This is a genomic window from Isoalcanivorax indicus (assembly GCF_003259185.1).
Lineage (GTDB): Bacteria > Pseudomonadota > Gammaproteobacteria > Pseudomonadales > Alcanivoracaceae > Isoalcanivorax > Isoalcanivorax indicus.
The window spans coordinates 2,359,200-2,375,430 of sequence record NZ_QGMP01000001.1 but is presented as its reverse complement, the minus strand read 5'-3'; the positions used below and the strand labels follow the sequence as shown (position 1 = coordinate 2,375,430).

At 64.5% G+C, this 16,231-nt stretch carries 12 protein-coding genes; 5 read left to right on the top strand and 7 right to left on the bottom strand.

The window, feature by feature from the left end; genetic code table 11:
• Window positions 1–18 precede the first annotated feature (18 nt).
• A complete protein-coding gene (gene nadC, locus DKW65_RS10770; RefSeq protein ID WP_111657248.1) occupies window positions 19–867 on the bottom strand; it encodes a carboxylating nicotinate-nucleotide diphosphorylase in 849 nt (282 codons plus the stop codon).
• Window positions 854–2,209 (bottom strand): amino acid carrier protein, encoded by a 1,356-nt coding sequence (locus DKW65_RS10765; protein ID WP_111657247.1) that lies wholly within the window; start codon window positions 2,207–2,209, stop codon window positions 854–856. Before DKW65_RS10765 ends, nadC begins: the two co-directional genes overlap by 14 nt.
• A 328-nt stretch (window positions 2,210–2,537) precedes the next feature.
• On the opposite strand from DKW65_RS10765, the gene DKW65_RS10760 reads away from it, so the two are divergent.
• The 5 genes from DKW65_RS10760 to aceF all read left to right on the top strand — a co-directional run bounded on the left by DKW65_RS10760 (window position 2,538) and on the right by aceF (window position 10,948).
• On the top strand, window positions 2,538–4,874 hold the full coding sequence (locus DKW65_RS10760) for a DUF1631 domain-containing protein (RefSeq protein WP_111657246.1): 2,337 nt from the start codon (window positions 2,538–2,540) through the stop codon (window positions 4,872–4,874).
• A gap of 42 nt (window positions 4,875–4,916) precedes the next feature.
• The gene (gene ampD, locus DKW65_RS10755; protein WP_111657245.1) at window positions 4,917–5,489 is read left to right on the top strand and encodes a 1,6-anhydro-N-acetylmuramyl-L-alanine amidase AmpD; all 573 of its coding nucleotides are present in this window, start codon (window positions 4,917–4,919) and stop codon (window positions 5,487–5,489) included.
• Window positions 5,486–6,373: a regulatory signaling modulator protein AmpE gene (gene ampE, locus DKW65_RS10750; RefSeq protein ID WP_111657244.1), complete on the top strand. Its 888-nt coding sequence runs from the start codon at window positions 5,486–5,488 to the stop codon at window positions 6,371–6,373. Before ampD ends, ampE begins: the two co-directional genes overlap by 4 nt.
• A gap of 214 nt (window positions 6,374–6,587) precedes the next feature.
• Window positions 6,588–9,260, top strand: coding sequence for a pyruvate dehydrogenase (acetyl-transferring), homodimeric type (gene aceE / locus DKW65_RS10745; RefSeq protein WP_111657243.1), 2,673 nt, complete (start codon window positions 6,588–6,590; stop codon window positions 9,258–9,260).
• Window positions 9,261–9,271: 11 nt separating this feature from the next.
• Entirely contained in the window at window positions 9,272–10,948 is a 1,677-nt protein-coding gene (aceF, locus tag DKW65_RS10740; RefSeq protein ID WP_111657242.1) for a dihydrolipoyllysine-residue acetyltransferase, read from the top strand.
• Window positions 10,949–11,132: 184 nt separating this feature from the next.
• Here aceF and DKW65_RS10735 read toward each other — a convergent pair whose 3' ends face one another.
• The 5 genes from DKW65_RS10735 to DKW65_RS10715 form a co-directional block, all read right to left on the bottom strand.
• Window positions 11,133–11,552, bottom strand: coding sequence for a Spy/CpxP family protein refolding chaperone (locus DKW65_RS10735; protein ID WP_111657241.1), 420 nt, complete (start codon window positions 11,550–11,552; stop codon window positions 11,133–11,135).
• A gap of 82 nt (window positions 11,553–11,634) precedes the next feature.
• Window positions 11,635–12,336, bottom strand: a complete 702-nt coding sequence (locus DKW65_RS10730) for a response regulator (protein WP_111657240.1) — start codon at window positions 12,334–12,336, stop codon at window positions 11,635–11,637.
• 12 nt (window positions 12,337–12,348) lie between these two features.
• The gene (locus DKW65_RS10725) at window positions 12,349–13,692 is read right to left on the bottom strand and encodes an ATP-binding protein (protein ID WP_111657239.1); all 1,344 of its coding nucleotides are present in this window, start codon (window positions 13,690–13,692) and stop codon (window positions 12,349–12,351) included.
• Between the two features lie 87 nt (window positions 13,693–13,779).
• On the bottom strand, window positions 13,780–14,175 hold the full coding sequence (locus DKW65_RS10720; protein ID WP_111657238.1) for a YkvA family protein: 396 nt from the start codon (window positions 14,173–14,175) through the stop codon (window positions 13,780–13,782).
• Window positions 14,176–14,177: 2 nt separating this feature from the next.
• Window positions 14,178–16,166 carry a TonB-dependent receptor plug domain-containing protein gene (locus tag DKW65_RS10715; protein WP_162925809.1) on the bottom strand — a complete coding sequence of 663 codons (1,989 nt, stop codon included), beginning with the start codon at window positions 16,164–16,166 and terminating at the stop codon, window positions 14,178–14,180.
• Window positions 16,167–16,231 lie beyond the last annotated feature (65 nt).

Sequence of the window (16,231 nt, the reverse complement as noted above, 5' to 3'; positions counted from 1 at the left end):
ACCGGGTGCCCCATCGGGTCACACCAGCCGCAACGACAAATCAATCGCCCGCACATGCTTGGTCAGTCCGCCGATGGAAATATAATCCACGCCGGTTTCTGCCACGCTGCGCAGGGTGTTGTCGTCGATGCCGCCGGAGGCTTCCAGTTTTACCTTGCCCGCCACCTGCGTCACCGCGCGGCGCAAATCCTCCAGGCTGAAATTGTCCAGCATGATCACGTCGCAGCCGCTGGCCAGGGCTTCGTCCAGTTCGCGGAAATTCTCCACTTCCACTTCCACCCAACGGTGCGGATACAGCTCGCGGGCGCGCTGCACGGCGCCGGTGATGGAGCCGCAGGCGGCGATGTGGTTCTCCTTCAGCAGGAAGGCGTCATACAGACCGATGCGGTGGTTGGCGCAGCCGCCGCAGGTCACGGCGTATTTCTGTGCGGTGCGCAGGCCGGGCAGGGTCTTGCGGGTATCCAGCAGGGTCACGCCGGTGCCGGCGACCATGTCGGCATAGCGTTGGGCGCTGGTGGCGGTGGCGGACAGCGTTTGCAGGAAGTTCAGCGCGGTGCGTTCACCGGTGAGGAGGGTGCGGGTGCGGCCCTGCAGGGTGAACAGCAGGCTGTCGGCGGCCACGCGGTCGCCATCCTGATGCTGCCAGTCGATGGCGATGCGGCCGCCGAGCTGGGCGAAGACTTCATCCACCCAGGCGGTGCCCGCCAGGGTCATGGGTTCGCGGGTAATCACGCGGGCGCTGGCTTCGGCCTCCAGCGGAATCAGTTCGGCGGTGATATCACCGCTGCCCACGTCTTCATGCAGGGCGCGGCGCACCTGTTCGGGAATGTCGGCGCGCACCCATTCGGGCATCTCAATGTGGCTCATTGCGGAAGAACTCGTGTGTCAGTTTGAGGATCACCGGGCTCAGCAGGAGCAGGGCGATCAGGTTCGGGATGGCCATCAGGGCATTGAGGATGTCGGCAATGCCCCAGACGATATCCAGGCTCAGCAGGGCACCGGCCGGAACGGCAGCCACCCAGAGCACGCGAAAGGGTACCACGGCGCGGTCGCCAAACAGATACTGGGCGCAGCGTTCGCCGTACAGGCTCCAGCCGAGCAGGGTGGTAAAGGCGAACACGCCCAGGGACAGGGCGACCACCATCTGGCCGAGCTCGCCGAAGCTGGCGGAGAACGCCAGGGCCGACAGCGGGGCCCCGGTGGCGCCGCTTTCCCAGGCGCCGGTGACGACAATCGCCAGGCCGGTGATGGAGCAAATAATCAGGGTGTCAATAAAGGTGCCGAGCATGGCCACGCTGCCCTGGCGCACCGGGTGGTCGGTGGTGGCCGAGGCGTGGGCGATGGGGGAACTGCCGAGCCCGGCTTCGTTGGAGAAGATGCCCCGGGCAACGCCGTAGCTGATCGCCGCCCACACGGTGGCGCCGGCAAAGCCGCCCGTAGCGGCGGTGCCGGTAAAGGCGCTTTGCAGGCACAGCATGACGGCGGCGGGCAATTGCGGGGCGTGCATGAGCAGTACGAATGCGCCCAACGCCAGGTAAATGGCGGCCATCAGGGGCACCAGGGCGGCCGCGATATTGGCGATGCGGCGGATGCCGCCCAGGATGACCAGCCCCACCAGCACGGCGAGCACGCTGCCGGTCAGGGCGGGGGCAATGCCGAAGCTGTCCTGAAAGCCGTCGGCCACGGAATTGGCCTGCACGGTATTGCCGATGCCGAAGCCGGCAATGGTACCGAACACCGCGAACAGCACGGCCAGCCAGGCGAAGCGCGGCCCCAGGCCGTCGCGGATGTAGTACATGGGGCCGCCGATATACTGGCCACGGCTGTCCTGGCGGCGGAATTTCACGGCCAGCACGGCCTCGGAATACTTGGTGGCCATGCCCACCAGGGCAATCAGCCACATCCACACCAGCGCGCCGGGGCCGCCCCAGTGAATCGCGGTGGCCACGCCCGCGATATTGCCGGTACCCACGGTGGCGGCCAGAGTGGCGGCCAGGGCCGAGCGCGAGCCGATGGTACCCTCGCCCTCGCTGCCGCGAATCAGCTGCCGCAGGCCAAAACCCAGGCGCCGCAGGGGCAGAAAGGCCAGGCGCAGGGTCAGGTAGAGCCCGGTGCCGCCGATCAACAACAGCATCGGCGGGCCCCAGGCCCAGCCGGACAGGGTCTCCAGCACAGCGGTGAACTGCTCCAGTGTAGTGGGTTGTTCCATGGGTGTGGTCCCTCAGATGTCGCTGCCGCCCCGGGCGGCCCCCCTGCTCGCCGTGGGGCGGGCCACGGCAGGCGCAAAGGCCTGAGCCTATTGGAAATTGCCGAACGGGGGAAGCTGGGCCTCAAGGATGTCTGTTTGCACGTTCGTCTGGTTACAGAGCAGATAACTACTGAAATATGCGTAGGTTGATAACTCGTTCATAATTCTGGCCTGGTCGGCGTGCTAGGCTGGTTGTCAGTTTCCCAAAATCGGCAGAAAGCGACGCAAACCCGCACTCTCTCTACAAACGCTGTGCAAAGTTTGCGCCCGCTAACCCCGGAGAGCACTCATGAAGAAGGTTGCCCAACTCAAGCCGGTCAAGGCTGCGGCATCCGCTCCCGACGCCCTGCGTCAGTTGCCGCGCCCGCTGGAACAGGTCCAGCAGCGTACTGGCGAACTGCTGGGTAAATACCTCGCGGGCATGCTCGATGGCGCCGATGACACCCTCTTTGATCTGGCGGAATCCGCCACCGATACCGACCGTGACCGCTACTTCGACGCCATGCGCGAGCTGCGCGTGAAGCGGGCGGGCATGGAAACCGGCTTCCGCCAGGCCCTGCATAACAGCTTCCGCACCTTGCTCGACAACCCGGCCGAGCAGCGCGTGCTGGATGATCAGGATATTGATATCGACAGCCTGACGCTGGTCAACGAAGACCAGCTGGAAACGGGCGTGGCGATCGACAACATGGCGCGCCGGGTGCGTGGTCCCTGTGAGCAACACCTGCGCGCCTTCAATCACCGCCTGGAATACCTGTTCGAGGGGCGGCGGGAATTCGGGGAGCGCGGTAACCCGCTGGAGCCACGCCAGGTGGCGGAGTGCTTCCATACCTGTGTCGAGAAGCTGGATCTGGACATTCGCAGCAAGCTGATTGTCTTCAAGCTGTTCGAGCGCATGGTGCTGTCGGAAATCGGCTTTGCGGTGAGCGAGGCCAATCAATTGCTCATCGATGCTGGCGTGCTGCCGGACATGAAGGCGCCGCCGATCCGCCCGGCCCGGCAGCCCGGTCAGGCGCGCACGGGGGGCGGGGGAGCCGCCGCAGGCTCGTCAGGCGGGGCGGGCGATGCGGTGGTGGATAACGGCCAGGTGTTCGGCGTGCTGCAGGAGTTGTTGTCGGCCATGCGCAGTATGGGCGGCGGGGCGCCGTCAGCCGGAGCTGCCGGGGCGTCTGGTGCATTGCCCGCAGGTATGCCCACAGGCGGCTTCGCGCCAGCGGTCTCGGGGCCGACCAACATGGCGGTCATGCACAACGGGGTGCCGTTCGTAAACGGTGCGCCGCTGGCCACGGGCACCCAGGTCAATGCGGTGAATTCCGAAGACCTGCTGCAGATGCTGAATCGTCTGCAGCGGGTGGAGCGCTCGCTGGAGAGCGCCGCCACCCCGGGCGCGCTGGACGAAGTGGATGTGCGCGCCGAGCTGTCCGGCCTGCTGGAGAGCGAGATCGGGGCGGATGCCGTGCATGCGCTGGACCAGGCGGATGACGATGTCATCAACCTGGTGTCGATGCTGTTCGATTTCATTCTGGACGACCAGGGGTTGTCCACCGACATCAAGGCCCTGCTGGGCCGCTTGCAGATTCCGCTGTTGAAGGTGGCGATTGCGGACAAGACCTTCTTCAGCAATGACGATCATCCTGCACGGCAGCTGCTCAATACCCTGGCGCGGGCCGGCGCCCAGTGGAGCCCGGATCAGGGCACCGAGGATGCGCTGTATCAGCAGATCGAGCAGTCCGTGTTCAGCATTCTCAATGATTACGATGAGGACGTGGCCCTGTTCGGCACGCTGCTGCGTGACTTCGAGGCTTTTTTCAGCCAGCAGAGCGCTCGCACGGAAAGGGTCGAGGCACGCATTCGCGAAGTCGAGGAAGGGCGCGCCCGGGCCGATGTCGCGCGACTGGCGGTGACGGCGGCGCTGGATCAGCGCATGGCGGGGCGGCAACTGCCGGACGTGGCGGTGCGCCTGCTGCGTCAGGCCTGGCAGCAGGTGCTTTACCTGACGCATCTGCGCGAAGGCGAAGACAGCGAGGCCTGGGCCCGTGATGGCAAGGTGGTGGATGCCGTGGTGTGGAGCGTGCTGCCCCACCGGGAGCAGGCCGCGCTGGAGCGTTTGCGCGCCCTCAGCCCGAAGCTGCTGAACAGCATCAAGGCCGGCCTGGAGCGCATCAGCTACGACGTGCTGGAAGCCAACAGCCTGCTGATCGGGTTGCAGACCGTGCACGATTCCTTGCTGCGTGGCCTGGAAACCGAACGTGTGGCCGTGGCGGCCGAGCAGCCGGTGGTGGAGGCCGAGGTGGCCGTTGCGCCGGTGGAAGAGGAGCTGCGCTTGCCCTCGGATCACCCCCAGGTGCGTGCCCTGCGTGGCCTGCGTCCGGGGCAGTGGGTGGAATTTGCCGAAGGCGACCAGCCGCACAGCGGGCAGCGCTGCAAGCTGGCGGCCAATCTGCGCGGCGGTGACAAGCTGGTGTTCATCAATCGCCGGGGCATCAAGGTGTGCGAACACAGCGCCATGAGTCTGGCCGTTGCGTTGCAGCAGGGGGCCGCTAAACTGATTGAGGACAGCGCCCTGTTCGACCGGGCGCTGGAAGCCGTAATCGGCGATCTTCGCAAGTTGCAGCAGCGCACCTGAAGCACGCCCGTGCCGGGTGCCCTGCCCGGACCAGGATGGCGTGTGTTCACTCTCAGCAAGCACTGGGTCGATCAGGCCCGTCACATTCCCTCACCCAATGCCGGCGAGCGTCCGGACCCGGCGGATATTTCCCTGATTGTGGTGCATAACATCAGTTTGCCGCCGGGCGAATTCGGCGGGCCGCATATCGACGCGCTGTTCAGCAATGACCTGTCGCCCGATGCCCATCCGTACTTTGCCGAAATAGCCCACCTGAAGGTGTCGGCGCATTTCCTGATTCGCCGCGATGGCCAGCTGAACCAGTATGTCGCCTGCGACCGGCGCGCCTGGCATGCTGGCGAGTCCGCCTGGCGCGGGCGCAAGAATTGCAACGATTTCGCCATTGGTATCGAGCTGGAAGGCGCCGATACTGTGCCCTTTACGGCGGCGCAGTATGATGTGCTGGTGCCGCTGGTCCAGCTGTTGCGCAGGGCCTACCCAGGTATCGCAGCAGATGCGATAGTGGGGCATGAACACATCGCGCCGGGGCGCAAGACCGACCCCGGCCCGGCATTTGACTGGGACGGGCTGTGGCAACGTCTGGCCGCCAGCCCGGGGGAGAACAGGACGTCATGAAACTGGTGGTATTGCTGGTGGTACTGGCGCTGCGGCGCCTTGATTTTGCCTGGCCGGGCATGTTCCTGCGGCGCGAGCGTTTCAGCGAGGCGCTGGCGCCGCTGCGCGACCGGGTCGATGGCATTGGCCTGCCTGCAGTGGTGCGCTGGGCGCTACTGGTGCTGGTGCCGGTGGCGGTGGTGGCACTGCTGCTGTGTCTGCTGCACGGCTTTCTCTGGGGCTTGCCGGGCTTTATCGCGGGTGGCGTGCTGCTGCTCTGGCTGCTCGGAGCGGAAAGCGAATTCCGTCAGCAGGAGAGCCTGCTGGAGCGTGGCCGGATGAACGACCCGGATGCCTTTTCCGAGGCCGCCGAGCGGCATTTCGGACTGGCCGGTGACGTGGACGACATCGGTGACGCCGAGCAGCCTGATTATTTCACTCGTCTCTACCGGCGCATCCTGCGTCAGGACGCGCGGCAATTGTTCGCCACGGTGTTCTGGCTGATCGCGCTGGGCTATTGGGCGGCGCTGCTTTATGTGCTCAACCTGACACTCGTGCGTGAGGAAGCCCTGGATGAGACGGCGCCGGAGCCGAGCCCGGCGCGGCTGATGCATACCGCCCTGTTCTGGTTGCCGTCGCGTCTGCTGGTGCTGTGCCTGGCCCTGGCGGGCAATTTTGGTCGGGTGGCCGATGCCGTCTCCGGCCGGGTCTGGAAACTGGATGACGGCGAGGCGCTGCTGGACGATGCCCTGGAAGGCGCGCTGGAAAAACCGGACCCCTCGGCGCAGGCACAAGATCGCTTGCAGGCCGGTGTCGACCGGCTTGAAGAATTGCAGGGCGTCTTGCTGCGTTGTCTGGCGATCTGGCTGATTCTGGCCGCTATCTGGATCGTGATCACCGGATAAGCGCAATGACCCGAAGTATCACCCCGGTGTTCGCCTGAAGTCGCATTGAGTCGCCCGGGTCGTTATCGTAATGTTTTACGCGGTCTGCCTACCCGGCAGACCGCGTTGCAGGATCACGCTGTTCGCACTGTATCAGCGAGGGTCCGACTCTGGTTGCCGGTCGGGAAGAACCCCGACCGGCTACGTCGGTGCAGCGAAAAAGGACGCAATGCCCATGGCAACACCGTTTATTCCCGGCCATTTTTTTGATGACAACGACCCGGCCGAAACCCGGGAATGGTTCGAGGCCCTGTCCTCGATCGTTGAGAACGAAGGCCCCGAGCGCGCCACCTGGCTGCTCAATCGCCTGACCGATGTGGCCCAGTCCCAGGGCTTGTATCGGGCTCACTTGCACACCCCCTATCTGAATACCATCAGCACCCGTGAAGAAGCGCCGTTCCCCGGTGACATGTTCATGGAGCGCCGTATTCGTTCGCTGGTGCGCTGGAATGCGTTGGCCACCGTGATGCGCGCCAACCTGAACGATGATGAGCTGGGCGGCCATATCGCCTCGTTCGCGTCGTCGGCCACGCTCTACGATGTCGGCATGAATCATTTCTTCCGTGCCCCCACCGACGGGCACGGCGGCGACCTGGTGTATTACCAGGGCCACTCGGCGCCAGGCATTTACGCCCGCGCCTTCCTGGAAGGGCGTCTGAGCGAAGAACAGCTGGATAACTTCCGCCGCGAGGTCGATGGCAAGGGCCTGTCCTCCTATCCACACCCGTGGCTGATGCCGGATTTCTGGCAATTCCCCACGGTGTCCATGGGGTTGGGTCCGATCCAGGCGATCTACCAGGCCCACATCATGAAGTACCTGGAAAACCGCGAGATGATTCCGTCGCAGCGGCGCAAGGTGTGGGCGTTTCTCGGCGACGGCGAGATGGACGAGCCGGAATCCCTCGGCGCCCTGTCGCTGGCCGGGCGCGAGCATCTGGACAACCTGATCTTTGTGGTCAACTGCAACCTGCAGCGGCTCGATGGCCCGGTGCGCGGCAACGGCAAGATCATCCAGGAACTGGAGGGTTTGTTCCGGGGGGCCGGCTGGAACGTCATCAAGGTGGTCTGGGGGCGTCTGTGGGATCCGCTGCTGGAGCGTGATACCGAAGGTGTACTGCGGCGCCGCATGGAAGAGTGCGTGGACGGCGAATATCAGGCCTACAAGAAGAACGGCGGCGCCTATACGCGTGAGCATTTCTTCGGCAAGTATCCGGAGCTTGCCAAGCTGGTGGAGCACCTGTCCGACGAGGAGATCTACCAGCTCAATCGCGGCGGCCACGACCCCTTCAAGGTGTATGCGGCCTACCATCAGGCGGTCAATCACACTGGCCAGCCCACCGTGATTCTGGCCAAGACGGTGAAGGGTTATGCCACCGGCGCGGGCGAGGCGACCAACAAGACCCACCAGATGAAAAAGCTGGATCTGGACAGCCTCAAGGATTTTCGCGACCGCTTCAACATGCCGTTCTCCGACAAGGAACTGGAGAAGCTGCCTTACTACCGGCCGGACGAAGACAGCCCGGAACTGCGCTATCTGCGTGAGCGTCGAGGCGCGCTGGGCGGCAGCGTGCCGGTACGGCGGCGCAACTCGGAAAAACTCGAAGTGCCTGATGTCGGCCTGTTCGGCAACTTCCTGGAGGGCAGTGGCGACCGGGCCATTTCCACCACCATGGCCTTCGTGCGCATGTTGTCCTCGCTGATCAAGCAGAAAGGCATCGGCGACCGGGTGGTGCCCATCGTGCCGGATGAGGCGCGCACTTTCGGTATGGAGGGTATGTTCCGGCAGTTGGGCATCTATTCCGCAGGCGGGCAGAAGTACGAGCCGGAGGACGCCGGGCAGGTCATGTATTACCGCGAGGACCGGCAAGGCCGGATTCTTGAGGAAGGCATCAACGAAGCCGGTGCCATGTCCGGCTGGATGGCGGCGGCCACCAGCTACAGCCATCACAATTTCCCGCTGGTGCCGTTCTACATCTATTACTCGATGTTCGGCTTCCAGCGCGTTGGTGATCTGGCCTGGGCGGCCGGTGACATGCAGGCGCGCGGCTTTCTGCTGGGCGCCACCGCCGGGCGGACCACGCTCAACGGTGAAGGTTTGCAGCATCAGGATGGCCACAGCCATCTGCTCTCCAGCACGGTGCCGAACTGCATCAGCTACGACCCGACCTACGCCTTCGAGCTGGCGGTGATCCTGCAGGACGGCCTGCGGCGCATGTATGCCGAACAGGAAAACGTTTTCTACTACATCACCCTGATGAACGAAAACTACGTGCACCGGGCCATGCCCAAGGGCGCGGAAGAAGGCATTCGCAAAGGCATGTATCTGTTGCAGGAAGCCGAGCGCAAGAGCAAGAAGACCGTGCAGTTGCTGGGTTCCGGGACCATCTTGCGCGAAGTCGAGGCGGCGGCGGAGATCCTGCAGGATGTCTATGGCGTCGAAGCCGATATCTGGAGCGTCACCAGCTTCAACGAACTGCGCCGCGAAGGGTTGCAGGTGCAGCGCTGGAACATGCTGCACCCGCAGGAAGAGGCGCGCCGTTGCTGGGTGCAGACCTGCCTGGCGCAGCGCCAGGGCCCGATCATTGCGGCCACCGATTACATGAAAATCTTCGCCGACCAGATCCGCCCCTGGGTCGAGGCGCCTTATATCGTGCTGGGCACCGATGGCTTTGGTCGCAGTGACTCGCGCGCCAGGCTGCGCGAGTTCTTCGAGGTGGATCGCTACTTCATTGTGCTGGCCGCCCTGAACGGGCTGGCGGACAAGGGTGTCATTGGCCGCAGCAAGGTCGCCGACGCCATCAAGCGTTTCGGTATCAACGCGGAAAAACCGTACCCGCCGAGCGTATAAGGAGCTGATGCGTGAGCAGTGAAGTCATCAAGGTACCCGACACAGGCAGCAGTGATCCTGTTGATGTGATCGAGGTCTCCGTCAAGGTCGGCGATACCATTGCGCCGGAAGATACCATTGTGGTGCTGGAATCCGACAAGGCCACCGTGGAAGTGCCTGCCCCGAAGGGGGGCAAGGTCAGCAAGCTGCTGGTCAGCGTGGGCGATCGCGTGCGCGAAGGCGACCCGTTGCTGGAAGTGGAAGCCGCCGCTGACACCGCCGAAGACAGCAAGGCCGAAACCAGCAAGCCCGATAAACAGGACGAGAGCAAACCGGAGCCGGCCCCCAAGGCGGCCTCATCCACGAAAAAAACGGCCGCGAAAACATCAGGCGGCAGCCGCGACATCACCGTGCCGGATCTCGGCGATATCGACGCCGCCGAACTGATCGAGTTGCTGGTCAAGGAAGGCGATGAGGTCGAAGCCGAACAGATTATCGGCGTGCTGGAATCCGACAAGGCCTCGCTGGAAATTCCGTCCCCGGCCGCCGGCCGCATCAGTGCGCTGGCGGTGAAAGTCGGTGATCGCCTGAGCACCGGCGATGCCCTCATGACGCTGTCTGTTTCGTCCAGTGATGACGCCAGTGACGAAGCCAGTGACGACACACCGGCAGCCAGCGAACCCGCCCCGGAGGCGAAGACCGCCAGCCGCGACACCCGGGAACAAGGCAAGCCCGAGCCCCGGGATGCGGCGGATACGCGCATGCGGGGTGCCGAAGCGGGTGCGCCCTCCGGTCCCGTGCATGCGGGGCCTGCCGTGCGCAAACTGGCGCGGGAACTCGGCGCTGATCTGGCCAAGGTCTCCGGCACCGGCCCGAAAGGGCGCATCCTCAAGGAAGACGTTCATGCCCACGTCAAGGCGCTGCTGACCGAAAAGCCGGCGCCCGCTGCGGGTGTGCCCGGCGCCCCCTTGCCGGAGATCGACTTCAGCAAGTTTGGCGAGATCGAGGAACGCGAGCAGAGTAAATTGCGCCGCGTGGCGGCGGCCAATCTGCACCGCAGCTGGATCACGGTGCCGCATGTCACGCAGTTCGATGAAGCGGATATCACCGATCTTGAAGCGTTCCGGCAAAGCGAGAACCAGCGTCTCGCCAAGTCGGCGCGCGGCGATGCCAAACCCGTCAAGCTGACCATGCTGGCCTTTCTGGTGAAAGCCTGCGCGGTGGCCTTGCGCGAATTCCCTACCTTCAACAGTTCACTGTCGGCCTCGGGCGAAACCCTGATCCTGAAACGCTATATTCATATCGGCGTGGCGGTGGATACGCCCAACGGGCTGGTGGTGCCGGTGATTCGCGATGCCGATACCAAGGGTATCCTGGCCATCGCCAGCGAGATGGGCGAACTGGCGGAAAAGGCGCGCAACCGCAAGTTGACGCCCGGGGATATGCAGGGCGGCAGCTTCAGTATTTCCTCGCTGGGCGGTATCGGTGGCACGGCCTTTACGCCGATCGTCAACTGGCCCGAAGTGGCGATCCTGGGCGTGAGCCGTACGCAGACGAAGCCGGTGTGGGACGGCAAGCAATTCATCCCGCGCGACATGCTGCCGTTGTCACTGTCTTACGATCATCGTGTGATTGATGGGGCGGATGCAGCGCGCTTTACCCAGTTCCTGGCGGCGACGCTGACAGACTTGCGGAGGGCTTTGCTTTAAAGCAGGTCGAATACCACTGAAGGTGACGGCCCGCGGGGGCGGGTACCCCCTTTCAGGACCGTCGAGAGGCATGGATGCCGAACGCGAGCTTACAGGGACGTACTTGCAGCGTGTCCTGAAAGGGGGTACCCGCCCCCGCGGGCCATGACCACTGCGCATCAAAGGATGGTTCGCTCCTGGCACCTCAACCGTTACTGCGACGCTCGCCACGCTTGCCGCGTTTCTCTCCTCGATAGGCGCCATCTCGCCCGCGACGCTCACCTCGGGCTTCGCGGTCGCCCCGGCGTTCACCGCGCTCGGCCCAACGCTCGCGGCGCTCTTCGCGCATCGCCGTCATGGTGTCTTTCTGCTCGGCGGTCAGCACACTGCTCACCTTGCTGTCGGTTTCAGCGCGTACCTGCTGCATGGCCTGACGCTGTTCGGTAAAGATATCGCGCAGCGCTTCGCGCTGGTTGTCGGTGAGTTCGAGTCGTTCAGCCATATGGCTGAAGCGCTGCTCCATCATGGCCTGACGATCCACAGGGCGATCCGCCAGGGCCGCACCCGAGAAGGTAACAGTAGAGAGTGCAAACAGGGACAGACCAGCAATCAGTGCATGTTTCATCGTGTTTCTCCTTGCGGATACTGTGAGGTGAGGGTCAGTCTCGCCAGCCAGTGTGCAAGCAGTATGCAGCAATTGCGGAACCTCAATCGGCCTCGTCGCGCGGTGCCAGTTCGAAACGGTAACCCGCGCCATAAATCGAATGAATGAACTCCACCTCGGGGAAGGCGTCCGCCAGTTTGCGGCGCAGCTTCTTGATGTGACTGTCTACGGTGCGGTCGCTGACCACGCGGTTGTCATTGTAGATGCGGTCGATCAATTGCTGGCGTGAGCGGATGTGGCCGGGGTGAGACGCCAGTGTCTTCAGCAGCGCAAATTCCACCACCGTCAGGGTCACCGCCTTGCCCTGGTAGCGGACTTCGATACGGTTGTCGTCCAGCTCCAGGCCGGAGGCCGCTGCGTCGCCGGCCTTGTCCTGGCCCAGAGTGTCGATGCGGCGCAGCAGGGCTTTGACCCGTGCCACCACTTCGCGCGGGCTGAAGGGCTTGCAGATGTAATCGTCGGCGCCCAGTTCCAGGCCCAGCAGGCGATCCACTTCCTCCACCCGGGCAGTGACCATGATCACCGGCGTATCGGTGAAGGTGCGCAGGCGTTTGCAGACCTCCAGGCCGTCCATGTCCGGCAACATCAGGTCCAGCAGCACAACGTCGGTGCGCTGCTCGCGCAGTGCCGCCAGGCCCGCTTCGCCGGTCCCGGCAATGGCGGTGTCGTGCCCGGCATGGCTCAGATAGTCCGACAGCAGGCTGGCGATTTTCGGTTCGTCTTCGATGATCAGTATGCGTGCCATGGAGGTCTCCTCTCAGGCCGAAGCAGGCAGGGATACGGTAATGCGCACGCCGCCCAGCGGCGAGGCGCTGGCATCGATGGTGCCGCCGTGGGCTTCGACGATTCGCCGTGCCAGCGACAGGCCGAGGCCGGAGCCGCCCAGGGCGCGGTTGCGTGAGGCGGTTTCGGCCCGGAACAGGTGATCGAACAGACGTGGCAGGGCCTCGTCCGGGACGCCCGGTGCTGAATCGTCCAGGATCAGTTCCAGCCAGCGCTGGTTACCGGCGCCGACGTGGGCGCGCAGCCGCAGCCGTGCCTGACCGCCTTCATCCGTGTACTTGGCGCTGTTGGCCAGCAGGTTGGCGAGCAGCTGGCGTAGCCGGGTGGCGTCGCCGTCCATGGGCAGTGGTGCGGCGATATCCCGCTGCACGGCGATACGGCGCTCGCGGAAGCGGGGTTCGAACAGGTCGACCTGCTCGTCCACCAGTTCGGCCAGATCCAGCGGGGCCATCTGGTAACGCAGTGTGCCGGCATCCGCCAGGGCCAGATCGTGCAGGTCGTCGATCAGCCGCCGCAGGTGCAGGATTTCATGATGCAGTGAGGCCAGGCGTTTCGGGTCGGCGGGGCGAATGCCGTCCACCAGGGCTTCGATTTCGCCCTGCAGAATGGCCAGCGGGGTGCGCAGTTCGTGGGAAATATCCGCCAGCCAGCGGTCCCGGGCGCGGGCGGCCTGGCCCAGACTGCTGGCGAGGTGGTTGATGTCGCGGCTGAGTGCGCCCAGTTCATCGCGGCGCTCGGTCGGCAGGCGCGAGGCGAAATCGCCGCGTGCCATTTGTCGCGACATGGAGGCAATCGCCGTAATGGGCCGCACCAGATAGCGCGACAGCAGCCAGGAGCCGAGCAGGGCGAGTAACAGGGTAATGCCGGTGGTCAGGGCCAGCGTGCGCAACTGCTGGGCGCGGAACTGCCGATCTATGGCGTCCTGGATCGGCGCGGTGCGTTGCGGGTAGCCGACCCAGCCGTACACCTGCTCGCCGTGCTGTATCGGCACCAGTGTCAGGTCGTCGGGGTTGAGCTCGAAATCGCCATAAATCGGTGTGCGCTGGTTGTCGAGCACCAGCAGGTAACGGGGAACACGCGGCGGCGTCCCCGGCCCGCGCCGGTGCCATTCGTGCTCGGCGCGGGGCCAGCGGCCGCCTCCGGCACGGTATTCGGCCAGCCGTTCGCTGACCTCCTGCACGCGATGGCGCTCACGTTCCGACAGGTAATCCTGCATGCTGCGCTCAAGGCTGAGTTGGTACAGCACTGTCGCGACCAGCACCAGCGCAATGCCGGTGGCGGTCAACATCAGGAACAGGCGGGTCTGGATACTGTGCACGGGACATCCTGAGTCTGGCAGTGTCAGGACATCATAGCGCAGCGTCGGGCATCTGCTGTGCGCTGCACAGAATTTTCACGATCCCCTTCAGCCCCAGATGAGCCACCAGAACAGCCACAGGAGCCCGGCCCAGATCAGCAGCAGGGCCAGCAGCACCACCAGGGCGAACAGCAGCGGGCGTTTGATATAGCGGCCGATAAAGCGCCCGGCTTGCTGGTCTGCCTGTTGATACACCTCGGGCGGTAGCCGTTTGGCCACCATGGATACGCCCAGGGGCACGATGATCAGGTCATCCAGTAACCCGAAGAACGGAATCATGATCGGAATCAGGTCGAACGGGCTGATCAGGTACAGCGCGAGCAAGACGCTGGCGACTTTCAGGTGTGTTGGTGTCAGCGGATGGCGAAACGCATAGAACAGCACCACCGCTTCGCGACGGAAACGCAGGAAGCGGTTGCGCAGGAAGCCCCCTTTACTTGCCATCGTCAGAACTCCGCGCCGAGGCTGACCAGGTAATAGCGGCCCGGCAGCGGGTAGGTGCCGAACACATCGTTGGTGCCGTCGTTGAAGAAGAAGCCGCGATCGCTGACGCGACGATCCTGCAGGTTATGCACCGTGGCGCGCAGATAGGCGTGGCGGTAGCGGGCCGTGGCACTGAGATCGGTCCAGCGATAACTCGGTTGGCGCTGGCTGCTGTTGGCGTTGTCTTCGCTGTAGAAGCGTGAGCCGGTATAGCGCTGCGCGCCAGAGAATGTCAGCCAGGGGAGGGCTTCCCAGTCGACCTGCAGGTAGCCGCTGCGGCGTGGCACATCCGGAATCTGGTTATTGCTGAACGGGCCGTCGGCAAACTGGGCGTTCTGCAGGGTGGCGTTGAAGGTCATCCAGAGGCCTTCTTCCAGGCGCCAGCGACTGTTCAGGGTCACACCGCGTCGGCGGGTGCGGTCGTCCAGGTTGGTGTTGCTGAAGGTGACCGGGTCATAAATGATTTCGTCGTCGAAGCGCGCATACCAGTAGGTCAGCATCGAGCGCTGACGGCCGTCATGCCAGCGCATGCCGCTGGTGTAGACCTCGCCGGTCTGTGGGCTCAGCGGGTCAATGCTGCCGGCAAAAACGGAAACCACTTCATCCAGGGTGGCCACCCGGGCGGTACGCGCTGCGTTGGCGAACAGACTGAAATGGTCCAGCGGGCTGAACACCAGGCCGCCTTCGTACATTTCCAGATCATCCTCGCGCCGCTCGGTGGGCGCGGCGCTGGTATCGAAACGCTGCCGTACACGTTCCTGGCGAGCGCCGGCGGTGGCGGTGAGGCGTTCGGTCAGGGCGCTGGACAGGAACAGGTAATAGCCGCTTTGCCGTTGCCCGGCGGTCACGCGTTCGTTCGGGTCGGGGAACGCCGCCTGTGATACGGCGCGGTCGGCCTGATAGTCGCTGTCCTGGTAGTCAGCGCCGAGCGTCCAGTGGGTCTGCACGGACCCCAGATCCAGGTGGCCCTGCAGGCGCGGATTGAGGCTGTAGCCCCGGATCTCCGTTTCACCGTAAGACAGGCTGCCGAAGCCATCCTGGAAGAAGGTCTGCCATTTGCGCCGCACGCCGGTGTCCAGGTGCAAGGTGACCTGCTGGCCCAGCGCGATGGCCGCGCCGGGCATTACCGTGACGCCTTCGCGCTCGGCATAGTCGTTCGGGGTCTGGGCGCCGCGCGGGTCGTCGCGGAATTCATTCAGGCCGGTGCCCGGGTTGATCAGCCGCGCGCCGGGCAGGCCCAGTTCCTCGCGGTCTGCCTGCACGCTCAGGTACCAGGTGCTGCGCGCTTCGCGGTGGCGCAGGTCGGCAAAGGCATTGCGCTGGCGCAGGGCGTTGTTGTCCCGGTAGCCGTCGCTGTTGAGCGCGCGCAGGGACAGCAGGGCGCTGGTCTGATCATCACCCAGGGTGCCCCAGAGGTTGCCACTGCGGGTATTGAAACTGCCGCCACCGAGTTCAACCCCGAGGCTGTCGTCATAGCGTTCACGGGTGACGATATTGATGGCGCCGCCGGAGGCACCACTGCCATACAGCACACCGCCACTGCCAGGCAGGATTTCGATCCGTTCGATGGCGGCCAGCGGAATGGCCGAGAAGTCCACGCTGGCCATGTCGATGTCATTCAGCCGACGGCCATTGAGCAACACCAGGGTGTTCTGGGTGGCGCTGGCGCCGAATCCCATCAGGTCGATGGTGCTGGCGCTGTCGCCCAGACCGTACAGCCGGCTTGCGCGCACGCCGCCGACCGTGTCCAGCACGTCCGCCAGACTGCGCACCGGCATGCGCCGGATGTCCTCGGCGGTCAGCACCACGGCGCCCACGGGCAGGGCGTCAGTCAGGTGACTGGTGCGCGAGGCAGTGACATGAACGGTATCGAGATCGCTGGCTGTGCTGGCAAGGGGGGCTACGGCCAGCGTCAGCAGCATGGCCGCCGGGAACAGGTGCGCTCGGCGCATGCTTCCTCCATCAGGCGTGTTTCGAGCGCTGAGGATACCGTGTTGGACACCCGGCCACCACACGC